The following is a 16,697-nucleotide window of genomic DNA, read 5'->3' on the forward strand; positions in this document are numbered from 1 at the left end:
GCTCGAGGACATGAGCCAGTCCGTTGACAGTGCCGTCAGCGCCGTCCGTGCCGTCCGGGCCGTTCGCGCCCACATCGAGCGGCACCGCGCCGCCTTCCTCGCCGACCTCGCCGCGTGGCTGCGCATCCCGTCGGTGTCGGCCCTGCCCGAGCACGCCGCTGACGTCCGGCGCAGCGCCGACTGGCTCGCCGCCCACCTGAAGGAGACCGGCTTCCCCACCGCCGAGGTGTGGGAGACGCCGGGCGCCCCGGCCGTGTTCGCCGAGTGGCCCTCCGACGACCCCGGCGCCCCCACGGTCCTCGTGTACGGCCACCACGACGTGCAGCCCGCCGCCCGCGAGGACGGGTGGGACACCGAACCGTTCGAGCCCGTGGAACGGGACGGGCGGCTCTACGCGCGCGGGGCCGCTGACGACAAGGGCCAGGTGTTCTTCCACACACTCGGCGTGCGCGCCCACCTCGCCGCCACCGGCCGCACCAGCCCCGCCGTGCACCTGAAGATGCTGGTGGAGGGCGAGGAGGAGTCCGGCTCCCCGCACTTCCGGGCCCTGGTCGAGCGGCACGCCGACCGGCTCGCCGCCGACGCGGTGATCGTCTCCGACACCGGCATGTGGTCCGCGGACACGCCCACGGTGTGCACCGGCATGCGCGGCCTGGCCGAGTGCGAGATACGGCTGTACGGCCCGGACGAGGACATCCACTCCGGTTCCTTCGGCGGCGCCGTGCCCAACCCGGCCACCGCCGCCGCCCGCCTCGTCGCCGCCCTGCACGACGAGCACGGGCGCGTGGCGATCCCCGGCTTCTACGACGGTGTGGCCGAGCTCAGCGACCGCGAACGCGCCCTCTTCGCCGAGCTGCCCTTCGACGAGCGGCAGTGGCTGCGCACCGCCAGGTCCCACGCCACCCACGGCGAGGCCGGATACACCACCCTGGAGCGCATCTGGGCCCGCCCCACCGCCGAGGTCAACGGCATCGGCGGCGGCTACCAGGGCCCCGGCAGCAAGACGGTCGTCCCGGCCACGGCCCTGGTGAAGCTCTCCTTCCGCCTGGTCGCCGGGCAGGACCCCGACCACGTGGAGAAGGCCGTGCGCGCCTGGGCCGCCGACCGGCTGCCCGCCGGCATCCGGCACGAGATCACCTTCGGCGCGGCCACCCGCCCCTGCCTGACCCCCCTGGACCACCCCGCCCTGCAGTCCGTCGTCCGCGCCATGGGCCGCGCCTTCGGCAAACCCGTCCTCTTCACGCGCGAGGGCGGCTCCGGCCCGGCCGCCGACCTGCAGGACGTCCTCGGCGCCCCGGTCCTCTTCCTCGGCATCTCCGTCCCGTCCGACGGCTGGCACGCCCCCAACGAGAAGGTCGAGCTCGACCTGCTCTTCAAGGGCGTCGAGACCGCCGCGTACCTGTGGGGCGACCTGGCCGAGCACTGGCGCGGCACGCCATGACCCGCCCACGCCGCACCGGCCGGCAGCCCGTGCGAGGCACACTGTAAAGGCCGCCCCGCACACCCAGGCCCCGCCGCACGCGGTCGTCCGCCCGCCGTACGTCCCGCCGACCCGCCGCCGAAACACCGTTCCCTGGGGGAGTTGGAAGCATCTTGACCACCTGGACCGACCACACAGCCGACCGGCCGATCTCGCTCACCGCCCCGAGCGGCATCGACCGGGCCGCCCACCACCGGCTCGACGAGGCGTGGCTCGCCGCGGCATGGAGCCACCCGTCGACGCGCTGCTTCGTGGTCTCCGGCGGCCAGGTCCTCATCGACGAGACGCCCGACGGCCGCACCGAGCTCGTCATGACCCCCTCCTTCGAGGCCCCCCTCACCGAGGCGCACCGCTACTTCCTCGGCACGGACGAGGACGGCGTGAGCTACTTCGCCCTCCAGAAGGACTCCCTGCCCGGCCGCATGGACCAGTCGGCCCGCCCGGCCGGCCTGCGCGAGGCGGGCCTGCTGCTCTCACCCCGGGACACGGCGCTGATGGTGCACGCCGTCGCCCTGGAGAACTGGCAGCGCCTGCACCGCTTCTGCTCCCGCTGCGGCGAGCGCACCGTGATCGCCGCGGCCGGCCACATCCGCCGCTGCCCCGCCTGCGGCGCCGAGCACTACCCGCGCACCGACCCCGCCGTGATCATGGCGGTCACCGACGAGGACGACCGCATCCTGCTCGGCCGCCAGGTCCACTGGCCCGAGGGCCGCTTCTCCACGCTCGCCGGCTTCGTCGAACCCGGCGAGTCCGTCGAGCAGTCGGTGCGCCGCGAGATCCACGAGGAGGTCGGCATCACCGTCGGCCACGTCGAGTACGTCGCCAGCCAGCCCTGGCCCTTCCCGTACAGCCTCATGCTCGGCTTCATGGCCCGCGCCACGTCCACCGAGATCAGGGTGGACGGCGACGAGATCCACGAGGCCCGCTGGTTCACCCGCGACGAACTGACGGCCGCGTTCGACTCCGGCGAGGTCATGCCGCCGTACGGCATCTCGATCGCGGCCCGCCTGATCGAACTGTGGTACGGCAAGCCCATGCCGACACGCGGCATCTAATAGGCGTGACAACTGATACGCGCGGCACCTGAGACACGGGTGAGGTACGAGGCGGTACGACCGGCCCGTCCCCGCCTCGTGCTCGCGGAAGCAGGGGACGCCTCACGGAAGCAGGGGACGCCTCACGGAAGCAGGGGGCGCCCCTCCGTCGCGGCCTCGATGTGCTCGTCCCTGAGCGCGTCCTCGCCGTGCTCGACGATGAAGGCGAGCACGCGACCGAGGGGGGTGTCCGGTGCCGGCGGCTCCTCGACGATCGTGAAACCGAGGATCTGGGCCCAGAAGGCCGCGGCCACGTCTTGGGGATCGTTCATGTCCATGCCGTGCACAGTAAGGGGAGGGTCTGACAGCCGGGCGGCCGGCGGTCCGCCGGGCCGGGCACGGCATCCGATGCGCTCGAAACACGGCATCCGGTGCGCTCGAAAGGAGCAGGCGGCGGGAGCGCACAGGGCACACAAAACCCCCGATCGCCGTCGAGGCCGTCGGGGGTCGTGCGGTGCGGGATCAGGCGGTGCGGGGTCAGGCGGTGAGGGCCTGCTTCACCTGGGCAAGGCTCGGATTCGTCATCACGACCTCGTCACCGCCGTTGGCGGGAACCACCCGGACCGTCGGCACCGTGCGGTTTCCGCCATTCGCCTTCTCGACGAACGCCGCGGACTCCGGGTCCTGCTCGATGTTGATCTCTTCGTACGTGATGCCCTCGCGGTCCAGCTGGCTCTTGAGCCGACGGCAGTAGCCGCACCACGTGGTGCTGTACATCGTCACAGTGCCCGGCATGTCTCTCGTGCTCCTTCTGCGACTGGGAATGTGGGGTCGCAGTGGAAGAACGCGGACGTCAGGGCCCGCATTCCCGCCCGGAGGCCGCCGGGCGTGCGGCATGCCGCACACCTGTCGTACCAGTACGACCGCGAGGCCCTCCCTGTGGACAACCGGCTCACCCGTCCCCGGCGACCTGGCAGCATGGCGGTGTGACAGCAGCAACGCACTCCCCCCTCTTCCCGCTCGCACCGGACTCGGCCGACGCGGTACTCGAAGGGCTCGACCCCGAGCAGCGCGAGGTGGCCACCACCCTGCGCGGCCCGGTGTGCGTGCTGGCGGGCGCCGGCACCGGCAAGACCCGGGCGATCACCCACCGCATCGCCTACGGGGTGCGCGCCGGCATCCTGCAGCCCTCCAGCGTACTCGCCGTCACCTTTACCAACCGCGCCGCCGGCGAGATGCGCGGCCGGCTGCGCCAGCTCGGGGCGCACGGCGTCCAGGCCCGCACCTTCCACTCCGCGGCCCTGCGCCAGCTGCAGTACTTCTGGCCGAAAGCCATCGGCGGCAGCATGCCCCGGCTCGCCGACCGCAAGATCCCCCTCGTCGCGGACGCGGCCGCCGCCTGCCGCATCCGCCTGGACCGCAACGAGCTGCGGGACGTCGCCGCGGAGATCGAATGGGCCAAGGTCACCCAGACCGTCCCCGCCGACTACCCGCTCGCGGCGGCGCGGGTGGGCCGCGAGACGTCGCGCGACGCCGCCGAGATCGCCCACCTCTACAGCGCCTACGAGGACGTGAAGCGAGACCGGGCGGTCATCGACTTCGAGGACGTGCTGCTGCTGACGGTCGCCGTCCTGCAGGACCGGCACGACATCGCCGAGCAGGTGCGCGCCCAGTACCAGCACTTCGTCGTCGACGAGTACCAGGACGTCAGCCCCCTGCAGCAGCGCCTGCTGGAGCTGTGGCTCGGCGACCGGGACGACCTGTGCGTCGTGGGCGACGCCAGCCAGACGATCTACTCCTTCACCGGCGCCACCCCCGACCACCTCCTCGACTTCCGCCTGCGCCACCCCGGCGCCACCGTCATCAAACTGGTCCGCGACTACCGCTCGACCCCGCAGATCGTCCACCTAGCCAACGGCCTGCTCGCCCAGGCCCGCGGCCGTGCCGCCGACCACCGACTGGAACTGGTCTCCCAGCGCCCCACCGGCCCCGAACCCGTCTTCACCGAGTACGCCGACGAGCCCGCCGAGGCGGAGGGCGTCGCCCACCGCATCCGCGACCTGATCGACTCCGGCGTCCGCGCGAGCGAGGTCGCGGTGCTGTTCCGCACCAACGCCCAGTCCGAGACCTACGAGCAGGCCCTGGCCGATGCCGGCGTCCCCTACCAGCTGCGCGGCGCCGAGCGCTTCTTCGACCGGCCCGAGGTGCGCAAGGCGGGCATCGCCCTGCGCGGGGCCGCCCGCTTCGGCACCAACGACTCCGCCCTCGACGATGCCGTCGACCTGCCCTCCCAGGTGCGCGCCGTGCTGTCCGGCGAGGGCTGGACGCCGGAGCCGCCGGCCGGCTCCGGCGCGGTCCGGGAGCGCTGGGAGTCGCTCGCCGCCCTGGTCCACCTCGCCCAGGACCTCGCCGCGGCCCGGCCCGGGGCCACCCTCGCCGACTTCGTCGCCGAGCTCGACGAGCGCGCCGGCGCCCAGCACGCCCCGACCGTGCAGGGCGTCACCCTCGCCTCCCTGCACGCGGCCAAGGGCCTGGAGTGGGACGTCGTCTTCCTGGTCGGCGTCGCCGAGGGCATGGTGCCCATCACCTACGCCCGGACCGACGAGCAGATCGAGGAGGAGCGCCGCCTGCTGTACGTCGGCGTCACCCGGGCCCGGCAGCGGCTGCACCTCTCCTGGGCACTGTCCCGGTCGCCGGGCGGCCGCCCCAGCCGGCGCCCCAGCCGCTTCCTGGACGGGCTGCGCCCCGGCTCCCCGCAGCGCGCCGACCGCCCCACGGCGGGCGCCGCCGGCGGCGTCGACCGCGGCACGGGCGGCACGGCCGCGGCGCCGCCGGCGACGGCCGCGCCGCGGCCCCGGCGCCGCACCCCGGCCCGCTGCCGGGTCTGTGGGCGCACGCTCACCGACGCGGGCGAGATGAAGCTGATGCGCTGCGAGGACTGCCCCTCCGACATGGACGAGGGCCTCTACGAGCGGCTGCTGGCGTGGCGGGAGGTGCAGGCACGGCGCAGCGGGCAGCCCGGTTTCTGCGTGTTCACCGAGAAGACCCTCATGGCGATCGCCGAGTCCGTCCCCGGCGACGAGGGCGAGCTGGCCCGCATCCCGGGGGTGGGAGTGCGCAAGGTCCGCCGTTACGGGACCGAAGTTTTGGCCATCTGCGCAGGCCGGGAAGTCGACTTGGGGGAGGGCGAGGACTGATGCGAACTCGTCGAAAAAATAGTTTGCGCATGCCCCGGCAATCCCCATAGGTTCTTAGCCACGGGAACAGCGGCCTTCTCGGAGGCACTGATTCCGTGTTGTACTTGCACATCCACCGAACCGGGACGACCGGTCCCCGAGACGCCGAGAGGAGGCGAGTCCAGTGATCAGCATCAACACCAGCTCCACCGTGAAAATGACCGATCCCTCGACCGTCTCCCTGTGCCTGTTCGGCGGCTCGAACCCGGGCACCGGTATGTCCGGCATCCGTGCCGTGCTTCCGGCGTCCGCCGCGTCCCTCGCCGGTTCCTTCGCGGGCCTTCCCGTCCGTGAGCGCGACGAGCGACCGACCAAGGCACTGGAAGCCGTAGTGGCGCAGGCGCACGCCTATGCCTTCGCGGCGGCCGGTGCCGGAATCCGGAAGCAGGAAACGCAGCACCACCTGATGTGGGCCTTCCGTGGGCCGAAACCCTGGAGTGATCCAGCCTGATCGCCGATCAGGCCGGCGCCTTCAGGGCCGCGGAACCCCATCCGGGATCCGCGGCCCTTCTGTTTTCCCCGCACACCGGGGGCGACGGAACGAAGGGGCCTCGGGACAGCAGAACACCCGGTACCAAGCCGCCTCCCGGCCAACCGGCCGGACCGACCAGACGAGGAAGACAACCGTGCAACTCGAAGCGCACGCCCCGTCCGTACCGCCTTCCGAAACGATCCCCAAGCCCGGCCCCACGGAGGACCCCGCTTTGACTCCGCTCACCGCGCTGACCGCGCTCGACGACGCCATCGAGAACCTCGGCGAGCCCGTTCCGTGCCGCTCCTACGACCCGGAGGTGTTCTTCGCCGAGTCGCCCGCGGACGTCGAGTACGCCAAGTCGCTGTGCCGCACCTGCCCGCTGATCGAGGCCTGTCTCGCCGGCGCCAAGGAGCGGCGCGAGCCCTGGGGCGTCTGGGGTGGCGAGCTGTTCGTCCAGGGTGTCGTCGTCGCCCGCAAGCGGCCGCGTGGCCGCCCGCGCAAGAACCCGGTCACGGCATGAACACCGCAGGCACGATCAACCGTCCCCTCACGCACGACCCCGCGAAGCAGGCCCCGATGAAGCCGTCCGCCAGTGAGCCGATCGGCTCCGCGCACACAGACGTCACGACCACCGGCGCGCACGAGTCGCGCCAGAACAGGACCCGCGAGATGCAACTCATCCCAGAAGCCCTGGCACGTGCGCATATGCACGAGCGACTGCGGGAGGCCGAGCGGGAGCGCCGGGCCGTGCGCCTGGCGGTCGCCCGCCGGATGCAGCGCCGGGCGGAACGCGCCTCGCTGCGTGCCCGCCGCGCGCTCGCCATGGCGGTGATGCAGTAACCGCCGACCGCACCCCGGTACACCCGCGCCCTCCCCGAGGGCCGCAACCGCCCGCGGGGGCCGGTCCGTCCAGCGGACCGGCCCCCGCGCCGCGTTCCCCGCGCCGCGTTCCCCGCGCCGCGTTCCCCGCGCCGCGTTCCCCGCGCCGCGTTCCCCGCGCCGCGTTCCCCGCGCCGCGTTGGACCGGCCGCGTGCCGTGTCGTCCGGCACCGTGCCCGCCCCGGCGTCACCGCCACGGGACGACGGCCCGGACGACGGCCCGGCCGGCACACCGCACCTCGCGCCTGCGCCGCCTCACGCCTGTGCCGCGGGTTCCTCCTCGTCGAACGTGTCCCCCGGCACGAACCCCGGCAGCCACCGCTCCAGCTCCTCCCGCAGCCGCACGGTCGCACCCAGCTGGCACAGCACACCGATGGTGCTGAGCGTCACACGGTGGATCAGCAGGTAGGCCGGGGGCAGGTTGAGCTGCCTGCCCAGCTGGTGGGCGGGGGAACGGGGATCGGCGATGCGGGCCGCCTGGCTGCGCATCCAGCCGCGGGTGAAGGTGAACTCGTCCACCTGCGCCGGTTCGATGATCGGCAGCAGGTAGTCGAGCACGGCGTCGGGGTCCAGCTCGATCGACTCCCTGACGAAGCCCTCCGCGCACAGCATGTCGTAGACCGCCTCCGCCTCGCCCTGCAGGGTCAGCCGCAACGCCTCGCCGATCTGTGTGGGCAGGCCGCCGGGCAGCCGGTCCACCGTGCCGAAGTCCAGCACGCCCAGCCGCCAGTCGTCCTCGCCGTCCGGGCCGCCGGGGAGCAGGCGGAAGTTGCCCGGGTGCGGGTCGGCGTGCAGCAGGCCGGTGCGGGCCGGGCCGGAGAAGAGGAACCGGGACAGCAGCTGGCCCGCCCGGTCGCGCTGCTCCCGGGTGCCCTTGGAGATCACCTCCGACAGGGGGACGCCCTCGATCCACTCGGTGACCAGCACCTGCTCGCACTGGTGCACCACGGCCGGCACCACCACGTCCGGGTCGCCGGCGAACTCCTCCGCGTGCGCCTGCTGCGCCTGTGCCTCCAGGCCGTAGTCCAGCTCCTCCGAGACGCGGTCCCTCAGCTCGGAGATCAGGGGCTTGATGTCCATGCCGGGAATGAGCGGTCCCAGCAGCCGCGCGAACCGGCTCAGCTGGTTGAGGTCGGAGAGCAGGGCCTCACCGGCCCCCGGGTACTGCACCTTGACGGCCACCTCGCGCCCGTCGTGCCACACGCCCCGGTGCACCTGGCCGATGGAGGCCGCGGCGGCCGGCTTGTCCTCGAACTCCAGGAACAGCTCGCGCCAGTCCGCGCCGAGCCGCTCGGCCAGCACCGTGTGCACGGTACGGGTCGGCATCGGCGGCGCGGCGTCCTGCAGCTTGGTGAGCGCCGCCCGGTAGGGGCCGGCGATCTCCTCGGGCAGCGCCGACTCGAAGACGGACAGGGCCTGCCCGAACTTCATCGCCCCGCCCTTCAGCTCCCCGAGAACCTTGAACAACTGCTCGGCGGTGCGCTGCTGCAGTTCGCGGCCGACGAGTTCCGCGGACTCGCCGACGATCCGTTTGCCCAGTCCCCAGGTCGCGCGCCCGGCGAAACCGAGCGGGAGCGCGGCCAGCTTGGCGGTCCGGGTGACCGCCTTCCGGGGAAGATCAGACATGCGCCCTCCAAGTCCCAGCAGGCCGTGCCGCGTCCACCCGGCGGCGTAGCTCCGTGTTCGGCCGGTGCACCGCCATTGTCCCCCGTGTCCCCCCACCGGTTGCGGCCTGTTCCCCTTTAGCTTTCTCCACGGCACCGCACGGGCATGCGGGATGCGGCCGCATCGACCGCGCGTGCCAGGTCAGCGCGGGTACGGCGATCTCCCACCGGACGTCCGCGGCGGCGGGCCGCTGCCCGTCGAGGAAGGCGAGCGCGTGCGCCGCGGCCAGCCCGGCCACGGTACCGGCCAGCGTCAGGTCGCAGGCCCGGACCCGGCGTGGCTTGGCGGAGCGCCACTGTGCGACCAGCCGCGGCCAGGCCGGGTCGGCGTCGACGCGGGCCGCCTGCAGACACCCCGCGCAGCTCGTCTCACCGGGCAGGACCAGGGGGCCGACCACGCCCGTGCCCTCCACCACCCCGGCATACAGGTGGGGTGTCCCGGAGGCGAGCAGCGGCTCGGCCGACAAGGGGTCGGGGGCGTGTACGGCCACGTCGTCCCGCGGGGCCATCACCACCAGGGACCAGGCCGGTGCACCGTCCCCGCCTGTTTGCCGCATCCGCCGCGTCCGCCCCGGGCCGCGGCGGGCCGGGCGGTCCGGGGCGGCGGCGCGCACCATCCGGCGGGCGGCCTCGTCCCGGCGGGTGCCGACGGACTCGGCGGGCAGCCCGCCCGGGGAGACGTCCCACGGCTCGACGCAGCCCACGTCGCGGACGTCGACCTCCCCCACGCCGGCGCCCGACAGCAGGGCGGCCAGCGTGGCCCCCACCCGGCCGGCGCCCCTGACCTGCACCCGCAGTGCGCGGCGGGCGGCGAGCCGGGCCATCGCGTCCCCCGGTGCGCGGACGGCCAGGGAGAGCGAGGCGAGGTCGGGCCGCAGTCGGTCCAGCACCTCCCGCTTCTCGCGCAGGGCCTCGGCGGCCGGTCCGCCACCGCGGGCGTCGTCGAGCAGCCCGGCGCGGGACAGGCGCTCCACGACCGTGTCGACGTGTCCGTCGGGCAGATCCATCCGCCGCCCTTCCGCACGCAGCAGGGCGAGTCCCCGGGTGCCGTCGAGGAGCTCCAGGAAACTGCCCGTGGCGGTGTCGACGGGCCCCAGCGTCAGGGCGTGCGCCGGAGTCATCCCGAACTGCACGGTGTTCAGGTCGCGCCAGCCGCGCCTGAGCGCGGGTTTCAGTGCCGGGTGCATGTCGGTCCCCCGTGGTCTGGTCGGTGGTGGGTGGTCGGTGGTCGGAGGGCGGTGGTGCGTGTCGCCGAAATGCCTCGTGGCACCCGTGACGCACCATGACACCCCGTGACGTCGCGTGACGTCGCGTGACGGCTCGTGCGCCGGTGGAGCGGACGACGGTCCGGAAACCGGTGGCCGCTGTGCCGACGAGTGCCAGCATGCCCCCGGCGGCCCGGAGGCCGTCGTGCGTTGTCCACAGGCGGACGGATTCGTCGTACGAATCAGTCGTCCGTGCTCCCGGGCCGTCACACGGGCGGTGAAGCACAACCGATCCGTTCCGGAGCCGGGACTTCCCGCGCGTGCAGCGGGTAACGTCGGGGCGTGTCCGCCGACCCACTGCACAGCTCCCGAACGCCTCAGCGCAGCACGACGAGCCCCCCGTCCAGCGGCACCGGGGCCGACGCGATCGAGGTGCGCCGGAGTGCCCGTCGCCGCAGGACGGTCTCCGCGTACCGCGAGGGCGACCGCACGGTCGTGCTCATCCCGGCCCGGATGTCCCAGGCCGAGGAGCAGCGCTGGGTGAGCGTCATGCTCGACAAGCTCGCCGCCCAGGAGAGCCGGCGGCAGCTCGGTGACGCCGAGCTGGCCGAACGCGCCGCGCGACTGTCGGACCAGTACCTCGGCGGCCGGGCCCGGCCCGCGTCGGTGCGCTGGGTGACCAACCAGAACACGCGCTGGGGCTCGTGCACCCCGGCCGAGGGCAGTATCCGCCTCTCCCACCGGCTGCGGGGCATGCCCGAGTACGTCGTCGACTACGTCCTGCTGCACGAGCTGGCGCACCTTCTGGTACCCGGCCACGGGCCGCGCTTCTGGCGGCTGCTGGAGACCTATCCGCGCACCGAGCGGGCCCGCGGCTACCTGGAGGGTGTGGCCGCGGCCGCCCGGCTGCCGCATCCGCCGGGCGCGTCCGGCGAGTGACCCCTGCCGGGCGCACCCACGTTCCCTGCCGGGCGTACCCACGCCCCCTGAGGGGCGTGCGGCACGGCCGGCAGGGGATTGTGTACCGGGTCCGTACCGGTTTCTTCCGGTGCCGGAGTTTGCCGCTAGCCTGGCGCGACGCACTCACATTCGGGATGGGGGACGGTCGGAACGCATGGCCAGGCAATTCCAACGCGGCCACAAGGCCAGGATCAGTGACCTCACCGCGGGCACGGATCTGTACGTAGGCGTGCAGATCTCCGGCCCCGGACTGACCTTCGACATCAGCTGCTTCGGTCTCGACGCGGACGAACGCCTCTCGGACGACCGGTACTTCGTCTTCTACAACCAGCCGAAGTCTCCCGAAGAGGCGATCCAGTTGCTGGGTCCCCAGGCGGGCGACACGGAGTCCTTCCGGGTCACCCTGGACCGCGTTCCGCCGCAGATCCACAAGCTGTCGTTCACCGCGACCCTCGACGGCGCCGGGCAGATGTCCCAGGTCGGTCCCGGATACCTGCGCATCGTCGCCGGTGGTGAGGAGGTGGCCCGCTACGCCTTCGACGGCTCGGAGTTCAGCACCGAGCGGGCCGTGATGCTGGGCGACCTCTACCGCAAGGACGGGTGGCGGTTCGCCGCGGTCGGGCAGGGCTTCGACGGCGGCCTGGAGGCCCTGCTGCGCAACTTCGGCGGCGAGGTCCTGGAGGAGGAGCAGGAGGCCGCCCCGCAGCAGCCCGGCAGCAGCTCCGCGCCGGGCTTCGCTCCGCCCGCGCAGCCCTCCCCGCCGCCCGCGCAGTCCTTCGCGCCACCGGCGCAGCCCTCTCCGCCCTCCCCGCCGCCCGCGTTCGGCGTGCCCTCCGCCCCGGCGCCGGCGTCCCCGCCGGCCCCGGCACCGGCCCCGACTCCGGTACCGGAGCCCGCTCCGCAGGGCTTCGCCCCGCCGCAGGGCAGCACCCCGCCGCCCGCGCCGGTGCCGTCCCCGCAGGTGCACGCGGCGCCCACCGTCGTCGCCCCCATGACCCCGCCCGGCGGCACCGCGCCCCCGCCACCGCCCGCTCCCGCGCCCTACGGTCAGGTCCCGGCCCAGGCGCCCCCGCCGCCTCCGGGCTACGCCCAGCCCGCCGCGCCGCACGCCCCCGCGCCGCCGCCCGGATACGGGCAGCCGACCCCGCCCCCGGGCTACGGTCAGCAGCCTTCCTACGGCCACCAGGTCCCGGGGCCGCCCGCCGCCCACGGGGTTGCCCAGACCGTTCCTCAGGGCGCCCCGCAGGCTCCCGGCGTGGCGGCCGCGCTGCAGAAGTACCGGGAGGCGCCCACCGGACAGCGCTGGACGCTGCAGAACAGCAAACTCGTGCGCGTCGACCTCGGCATCGGCGGCCGGCCGGTGCTGGCCCGGCAGGGCAGCATGGTCCTCTACCAGGGCAAGGTCGACTTCGCCTACAAGGGTGCCGGGTTCGCCGGGCGGATCGTCGGCAACGCCACCGGCCAGGAGATGCAGTTGATGCGCTGCACCGGCCAGGGCCAGGTGTTCCTCGCCGAGAACTCCGCCCACCTGCACCCCGTCGAGCTGCAGGGCGACGCGCTCTGCGTCTCCGCGGAGAACGTCCTCGCCTTCGACGAGAGCCTGCAGTACGAGGTGCGCCGCATCGAGGGCCACGGCATCCCCGGCGGCGCCCTGTTCACCATGCAGTTCCAGGGCACCGGCACCCTCGTCGTCAAGACGCACGGCATGCCCGTGGTGCTGCCGGTGACGCCGACGACGTTCGTCGACTCCAACGCCGTCGTCGCCTGGTCCGCCGCCGCCCAGGTGATCGTCTCCAGTCAGGTGCGGATGCGCCGCAACGCCTATCCCGGTCACACCGGGGAGGGCGTCAACCTGCAGTTCCGGGCCGCGCCCGGCAACTTCGTCGTCGTCCAGCCGTACGAGGTCTAAAGGGAGCCCGTCATGACCCAGCAGCTCGCGGGCTACGTCCCCGCACCCGTCACCGCCCGCATGGAGAACCACGGCAGCCACATGCTCAAGGTCGCCCTGCAGACCGGACACGACCTCCTCGCGCGCGTGGGGTCGATGGTCGCCTACGAGGGCTTCATCCAGTACGAGCCCAACCCGCCCGCCGTCCGCCAGATCGCCCGCGACTGGCTCACCGGCGAGGGCGCGCCCCTGATGAAGTGCTCCGGCGACGGCCTGCTCTACCTCGCCGACTACGGCGCCGACGTCGTCGTCATCAACCTCAACGGCGACGCGATCTCCGTCAACGCCACCAACCTGCTCGCCTTCGACGCGCACCTGACCTGGGGCGTGGAGCGGGTCAAGGGCCTGGCGAAGTTCGCCGGGCAGGGCCTGTGGAACACCAAAATCTCCGGGCAGGGGTGGGTCGCGCTGACCTCCCGGGGCGAGCCGATCGTCGTCGACTGCGGCGGCGGCGAGGACGAGACGTACGTCGATCCCGACGCGCTCGTCGCCTGGTCCCCGAACCTGAAGGTGAAGGGCAAGCGCAGTTTCAAGGCGCAGTCGCTCATCGGCCGGGGCAGCGGCGAGGCCTTCCAGATCGCCTTCTCCGGCCAGGGCATCGTCGTCGTCCAGCCCAGCGAGGACAGCACCGACCGCATCCGGTTCCGGGGCTGAGGGGGAGTCACACCACCATGCAGAGCCCGCTTTTCGCCTTCACCGACCAGCAGACCCAGGAGCGCTGGAGCCTGCAGAACAAGCAGCTGCTCCGCGTCACCCTCCAGGGCCACGACGACATCCTCGCCCGCAAGGGCACCATGGTCGCCTACCAGGGCCTCGTCGAGTTCGACGCCGAGTACCAGCACAGCGGCCAGGCACGCGCGCGTGCCCACACCGGCGAGGGCCTGGACCTGATGCGCTGCCACGGTCAGGGCACCGTCTACCTCGCCAACCTGGCCCAGCACGTCCACATCATGGATGTCGAACAGGACGGGCTGACCGTCGACAGCAGCTACGTGCTGGCGATGGACTCCTCGCTCCACCACGAGGTCGTCGCCGTCGACAGCCTCTACGGCATCTCCGGCTCGGGGAAGTACCAGCTCAACATCACCGGCCGCGGCAAGGTCGCCCTGATGACCTCCGGCGCGCCGCTGATGCTGCAGGTGACGCCCGATAAGTACGTCAACTGCGACGCGGACGCGATCGTCGCCTGGTCGACCGGGCTGCGCGTGCAGATGCAGGCCCAGACGCACTCCTCCGGGGTGTGGCGGCGCCGCGGCAACACCGGCGAGGGCTGGGAGCTCAGCTTCATGGGCAGCGGCTTCGCCCTGGTGCAGCCCAGCGAGCTGCTGCCGCCGCAGAACGCCGTCATCGGCCAGGGGCTGGCCGCCCAGTTCGGGATGGGGCAGCAGGGGGCCCGGGGGATGAACCAGGGCAACGTCTGGAGCTGACCGCGCGAGCAGACCGCGCGAGCGGACCGGGACCAGGACCGGTGAGGGGCGTCGGCCACTGCGGACGCCCCTCCCACGTCACACGTGCCGTTCGGGCACCCCTCGTGCGTGTGTGTCGGTCGAGAGGCCCCTGCGCGTACGGGGTGGTACGCCCCGTGCCCTGCGCGCCGGCCGTACGCCCCGCGCGCCGTCCGGCCGGGCCGGGCCCTCCCACCCGGCCCGGCCGGCTCCCTGCGCCGTCACAGCCTCGCTCGGGTCGCCTCCAGCAGGCGTACGACCGACTCGTCGGCGACGTCCGCCACCTCGTCGTAGGGGAACCAGCGCAGGTCGAGCGACTCGTCGCTGATCGCCTCGACGGCGCCGGAGGGGGCCAGCACCGCGTACTGGACGTCCAGATGCCACGCGCAGGGCGTCAGGTGCCGGTCGAGCCGCACCGGGCCGCCCGGCAGCAGGGCCAGGCCCGGGACGCCGGACTCCTCGGTCGCCTCCCGCAGGGCGGCCGCCGCCAGCGTGGGGTCACCCGGCTCGCAGTGGCCGCCCGTCTGCAGCCACCTGCGCAGCTTGCGGTGCAGCGTCAGCAGCACCCGGCCCCGCTCCGGGTCGACCACCAGGGCGCTGGCCGTGACGTGCCCGTCCGCGCAGGACTTCCACATGCCGTCCGGGTGCGCCGACAGGTGGTCCAGATAGGCCTGGCGCAGCTCGTCCTGGCCCTCGTAGCCCTTCAGGACGAGGACCGCGTCGTCGTGCAGGCTCACTCGGCGCCGTCACCCTTGCCGTCGCCCTCGCCCTTCTCGCCCTTCTCGTCCTTCTTGCGCAGGTCCGGCCCGTCGGCCGCCTCGCCGAGCATCCTGTCCAGCTCGGAGAAGTCCGGCTGCTCCCGGTGCACGAAGCCGTCCGGGTCGTCCAGGTCGGTCGCCGTCGGCAGCATGTCCGGGTGGGACCACAGGCCGTCACGGCCGTCGACGCCGCGCGCGTCGGTGAGCGAGGCCCACAGGCGGGAGGCGTCCCGCAGCCGGCGCGGGCGCAGCTCCAGGCCGATCAGCGTGGCGAAGGTCTGCTCGGCCGGGCCGCCCGAGGCACGGCGGCGGCGCAGCGTCTCGCGCAGGGCGTCCGCGGAGCCCAGGCGCGGCTTCGCGGCGGCGTGCACCACGGCGTCCACCCAGCCCTCCACGAGCGCCAGGGCGGTCTCCAGGCGCGCGAGGGCGGCCTTCTGCTCCGGGGTGTCCTCGGGCTGGAACATGCCCTGCTGCAGCGCGTCCTGCAACTGCTCCGGGTTCTGCGGGTCGAACTGGCCGACCACGTCCTCCAGCTTGGCCGTGTCCACCTTGATGCCGCGCGCGTAACCGTCGACTGCTCCGAACAGGTGAGAGCGCAGCCACGGCACGTGTGCGAACAGCCGCTGGTGGGCCGCCTCGCGCAGCGCCAGGTACAGCCGCACCTCCTCCATCGGCACGCTCAGGTCCCGGCCGAACACCTCGATGTTCACCGGCAGCAGCGCGGCGCGCCCGGCCGGCCCCAGCGGCAGGCCGATGTCGGTGGAGCCGACCACCTCGCCGGCGAGCACGCCCACGGCCTGGCCGATCTGCGTGCCGAACATGGCGCCGCCCATGGAGCGCATCATGCCGATCAGCGGGCCCGCCATGGCCTGCATCTCCTCCGGCAGCACGTCGCCCATGGCCGTGCCGACCCGCTCGGCGACCGGGTCGACCAGCTCCCGCCACGCCGGCAGGGTCGCCTCCACCCACTCCGCGCGGCTCCACGCCACCGCGGAGGCGGCACCGGACGGCAGGGACGTCACGCCGTCCAGCCACAGGTCGGCCAGGCGGACGGCCTCCTCCACGGCCCGGCGCTCGGCGGGGCCGACGCTGGCGTCCTTGGTGCCGTCCGGGGTGCCCTGGGAGACCGTCTGGCGGGCGATCTGCTTGGCCATGTCCCAGTTCACCGGGCCGCCCTCGTAGGAGAGCATCTGGCCGAGCTGCTGGAAGGCGGCGCCCAGGTCGGTGGGGTTCAGCGAGCCGAAGATGGCTGCGAACGGGTTCTCCCCGGCGGGGCCGCCGGCGCCGGGCAGGCCGAAGCCGAACGGGTTGGCCGGACCCTGCCCACCGCCGCTCTGCTGGTCCTTCTTCTTGCCCTCGTCGCCGTTCTCCGGCTCCTCCGGCGGAAGGCCGAATCCGAATGGGGTGTCACTCACGGGATTCCTCGGCTGGTAGGGCCGCCGGTTCTCTCCCGGCGGCGGGCTGCCCGACAACACCACCCAGCGTAGACACCGGAACCCGATCGGGCCTCGGTGCTCCGCCGACTCCTGTCCTGCGGCAGGATGGATGCCACCTGGTACGTACGCGTCACTCGCGCCCGTATGCGCTCGTATGGAAGACAACCGCTGGAGACG

Annotated in this window: 16 protein-coding genes; 10 read left to right on the top strand and 6 right to left on the bottom strand. The window is 73.3% G+C overall.

The genetic code is table 11. The features are described 5' to 3' along the window. The first annotated feature begins 10 nt into the window (after positions 1 to 10). Together IE225_RS05470 and nudC are read left to right on the top strand one after the other, a co-directional pair. Positions 11 to 1,441, top strand: a complete 1,431-nt coding sequence (locus tag IE225_RS05470; RefSeq protein WP_190056185.1) for a dipeptidase — start codon at positions 11 to 13, stop codon at positions 1,439 to 1,441. A 152-nt stretch (positions 1,442 to 1,593) separates the two neighbouring features. Continuing rightward, positions 1,594 to 2,535 (top strand): NAD(+) diphosphatase, encoded by a 942-nt coding sequence (gene nudC / locus IE225_RS05475; protein WP_190056186.1) that lies wholly within the window; start codon positions 1,594 to 1,596, stop codon positions 2,533 to 2,535. A 122-nt stretch (positions 2,536 to 2,657) separates the two neighbouring features. Here nudC and IE225_RS05480 read toward each other — a convergent pair whose 3' ends face one another. Beyond that, entirely contained in the window at positions 2,658 to 2,852 is a 195-nt protein-coding gene (locus IE225_RS05480; protein WP_190056187.1) for a hypothetical protein, read from the bottom strand. A gap of 199 nt (positions 2,853 to 3,051) precedes the next feature. Beyond that, positions 3,052 to 3,309, bottom strand: a complete 258-nt coding sequence (locus tag IE225_RS05485; protein WP_190056188.1) for a mycoredoxin — start codon at positions 3,307 to 3,309, stop codon at positions 3,052 to 3,054. A 191-nt stretch (positions 3,310 to 3,500) separates the two neighbouring features. On the opposite strand from IE225_RS05485, the gene IE225_RS05490 reads away from it, so the two are divergent. The 4 genes from IE225_RS05490 to IE225_RS05505 all read left to right on the top strand — a co-directional run bounded on the left by IE225_RS05490 (position 3,501) and on the right by IE225_RS05505 (position 7,065). Next, positions 3,501 to 5,711: an ATP-dependent DNA helicase UvrD2 gene (locus IE225_RS05490; protein WP_190056189.1), complete on the top strand. Its 2,211-nt coding sequence runs from the start codon at positions 3,501 to 3,503 to the stop codon at positions 5,709 to 5,711. 163 nt (positions 5,712 to 5,874) lie between these two features. Further along, positions 5,875 to 6,201: a hypothetical protein gene (locus tag IE225_RS05495; protein WP_190056190.1), complete on the top strand. Its 327-nt coding sequence runs from the start codon at positions 5,875 to 5,877 to the stop codon at positions 6,199 to 6,201. A gap of 175 nt (positions 6,202 to 6,376) precedes the next feature. After that, positions 6,377 to 6,745 (top strand): WhiB family transcriptional regulator, encoded by a 369-nt coding sequence (locus IE225_RS05500; protein ID WP_190056191.1) that lies wholly within the window; start codon positions 6,377 to 6,379, stop codon positions 6,743 to 6,745. Beyond that, a complete protein-coding gene (locus tag IE225_RS05505; protein WP_190056192.1) occupies positions 6,742 to 7,065 on the top strand; it encodes a putative WhiB-interacting protein in 324 nt (107 codons plus the stop codon). Before IE225_RS05500 ends, IE225_RS05505 begins: the two co-directional genes overlap by 4 nt. A gap of 294 nt (positions 7,066 to 7,359) precedes the next feature. Here IE225_RS05505 and IE225_RS05510 read toward each other — a convergent pair whose 3' ends face one another. Then, positions 7,360 to 8,730 carry an ABC1 kinase family protein gene (locus IE225_RS05510; protein WP_190056193.1) on the bottom strand — a complete coding sequence of 457 codons (1,371 nt, stop codon included), beginning with the start codon at positions 8,728 to 8,730 and terminating at the stop codon, positions 7,360 to 7,362. Then, positions 8,723 to 9,955, bottom strand: a complete 1,233-nt coding sequence (locus IE225_RS05515; RefSeq protein WP_190056194.1) for a TOMM precursor leader peptide-binding protein — start codon at positions 9,953 to 9,955, stop codon at positions 8,723 to 8,725. Before IE225_RS05515 ends, IE225_RS05510 begins: the two co-directional genes overlap by 8 nt. A 360-nt stretch (positions 9,956 to 10,315) precedes the next feature. Here IE225_RS05515 and IE225_RS05520 point away from each other — a divergent pair, with 360 nt between their 5' ends. From IE225_RS05520 to IE225_RS05535, 4 genes are all read left to right on the top strand, one after another. Continuing rightward, the gene (locus IE225_RS05520; RefSeq protein WP_190056195.1) at positions 10,316 to 10,912 is read left to right on the top strand and encodes a M48 metallopeptidase family protein; all 597 of its coding nucleotides are present in this window, start codon (positions 10,316 to 10,318) and stop codon (positions 10,910 to 10,912) included. A 175-nt stretch (positions 10,913 to 11,087) separates the two neighbouring features. Continuing rightward, complete coding sequence (locus IE225_RS05525) at positions 11,088 to 12,842, top strand: TerD family protein (RefSeq protein WP_190056196.1); 1,755 nt, start codon at positions 11,088 to 11,090, stop codon at positions 12,840 to 12,842. A gap of 12 nt (positions 12,843 to 12,854) precedes the next feature. Next, entirely contained in the window at positions 12,855 to 13,535 is a 681-nt protein-coding gene (locus IE225_RS05530; RefSeq protein WP_190056197.1) for an AIM24 family protein, read from the top strand. Positions 13,536 to 13,552: 17 nt separating this feature from the next. Further along, the gene (locus IE225_RS05535) at positions 13,553 to 14,308 is read left to right on the top strand and encodes an AIM24 family protein (RefSeq protein WP_190056198.1); all 756 of its coding nucleotides are present in this window, start codon (positions 13,553 to 13,555) and stop codon (positions 14,306 to 14,308) included. A 239-nt stretch (positions 14,309 to 14,547) separates the two neighbouring features. Here the strand turns inward: IE225_RS05535 and IE225_RS05540 are convergent, their stop codons facing one another. Further along, complete coding sequence (locus IE225_RS05540) at positions 14,548 to 15,063, bottom strand: NUDIX hydrolase (protein WP_190056199.1); 516 nt, start codon at positions 15,061 to 15,063, stop codon at positions 14,548 to 14,550. Next, a complete protein-coding gene (locus tag IE225_RS05545) occupies positions 15,060 to 16,499 on the bottom strand; it encodes a zinc-dependent metalloprotease (RefSeq protein WP_190056200.1) in 1,440 nt (479 codons plus the stop codon). Before IE225_RS05545 ends, IE225_RS05540 begins: the two co-directional genes overlap by 4 nt. Positions 16,500 to 16,697 lie beyond the last annotated feature (198 nt).

It is taken from the genome of Streptomyces echinoruber (assembly GCF_014651135.1).
GTDB lineage: Bacteria > Actinomycetota > Actinomycetes > Streptomycetales > Streptomycetaceae > Streptomyces > Streptomyces echinoruber.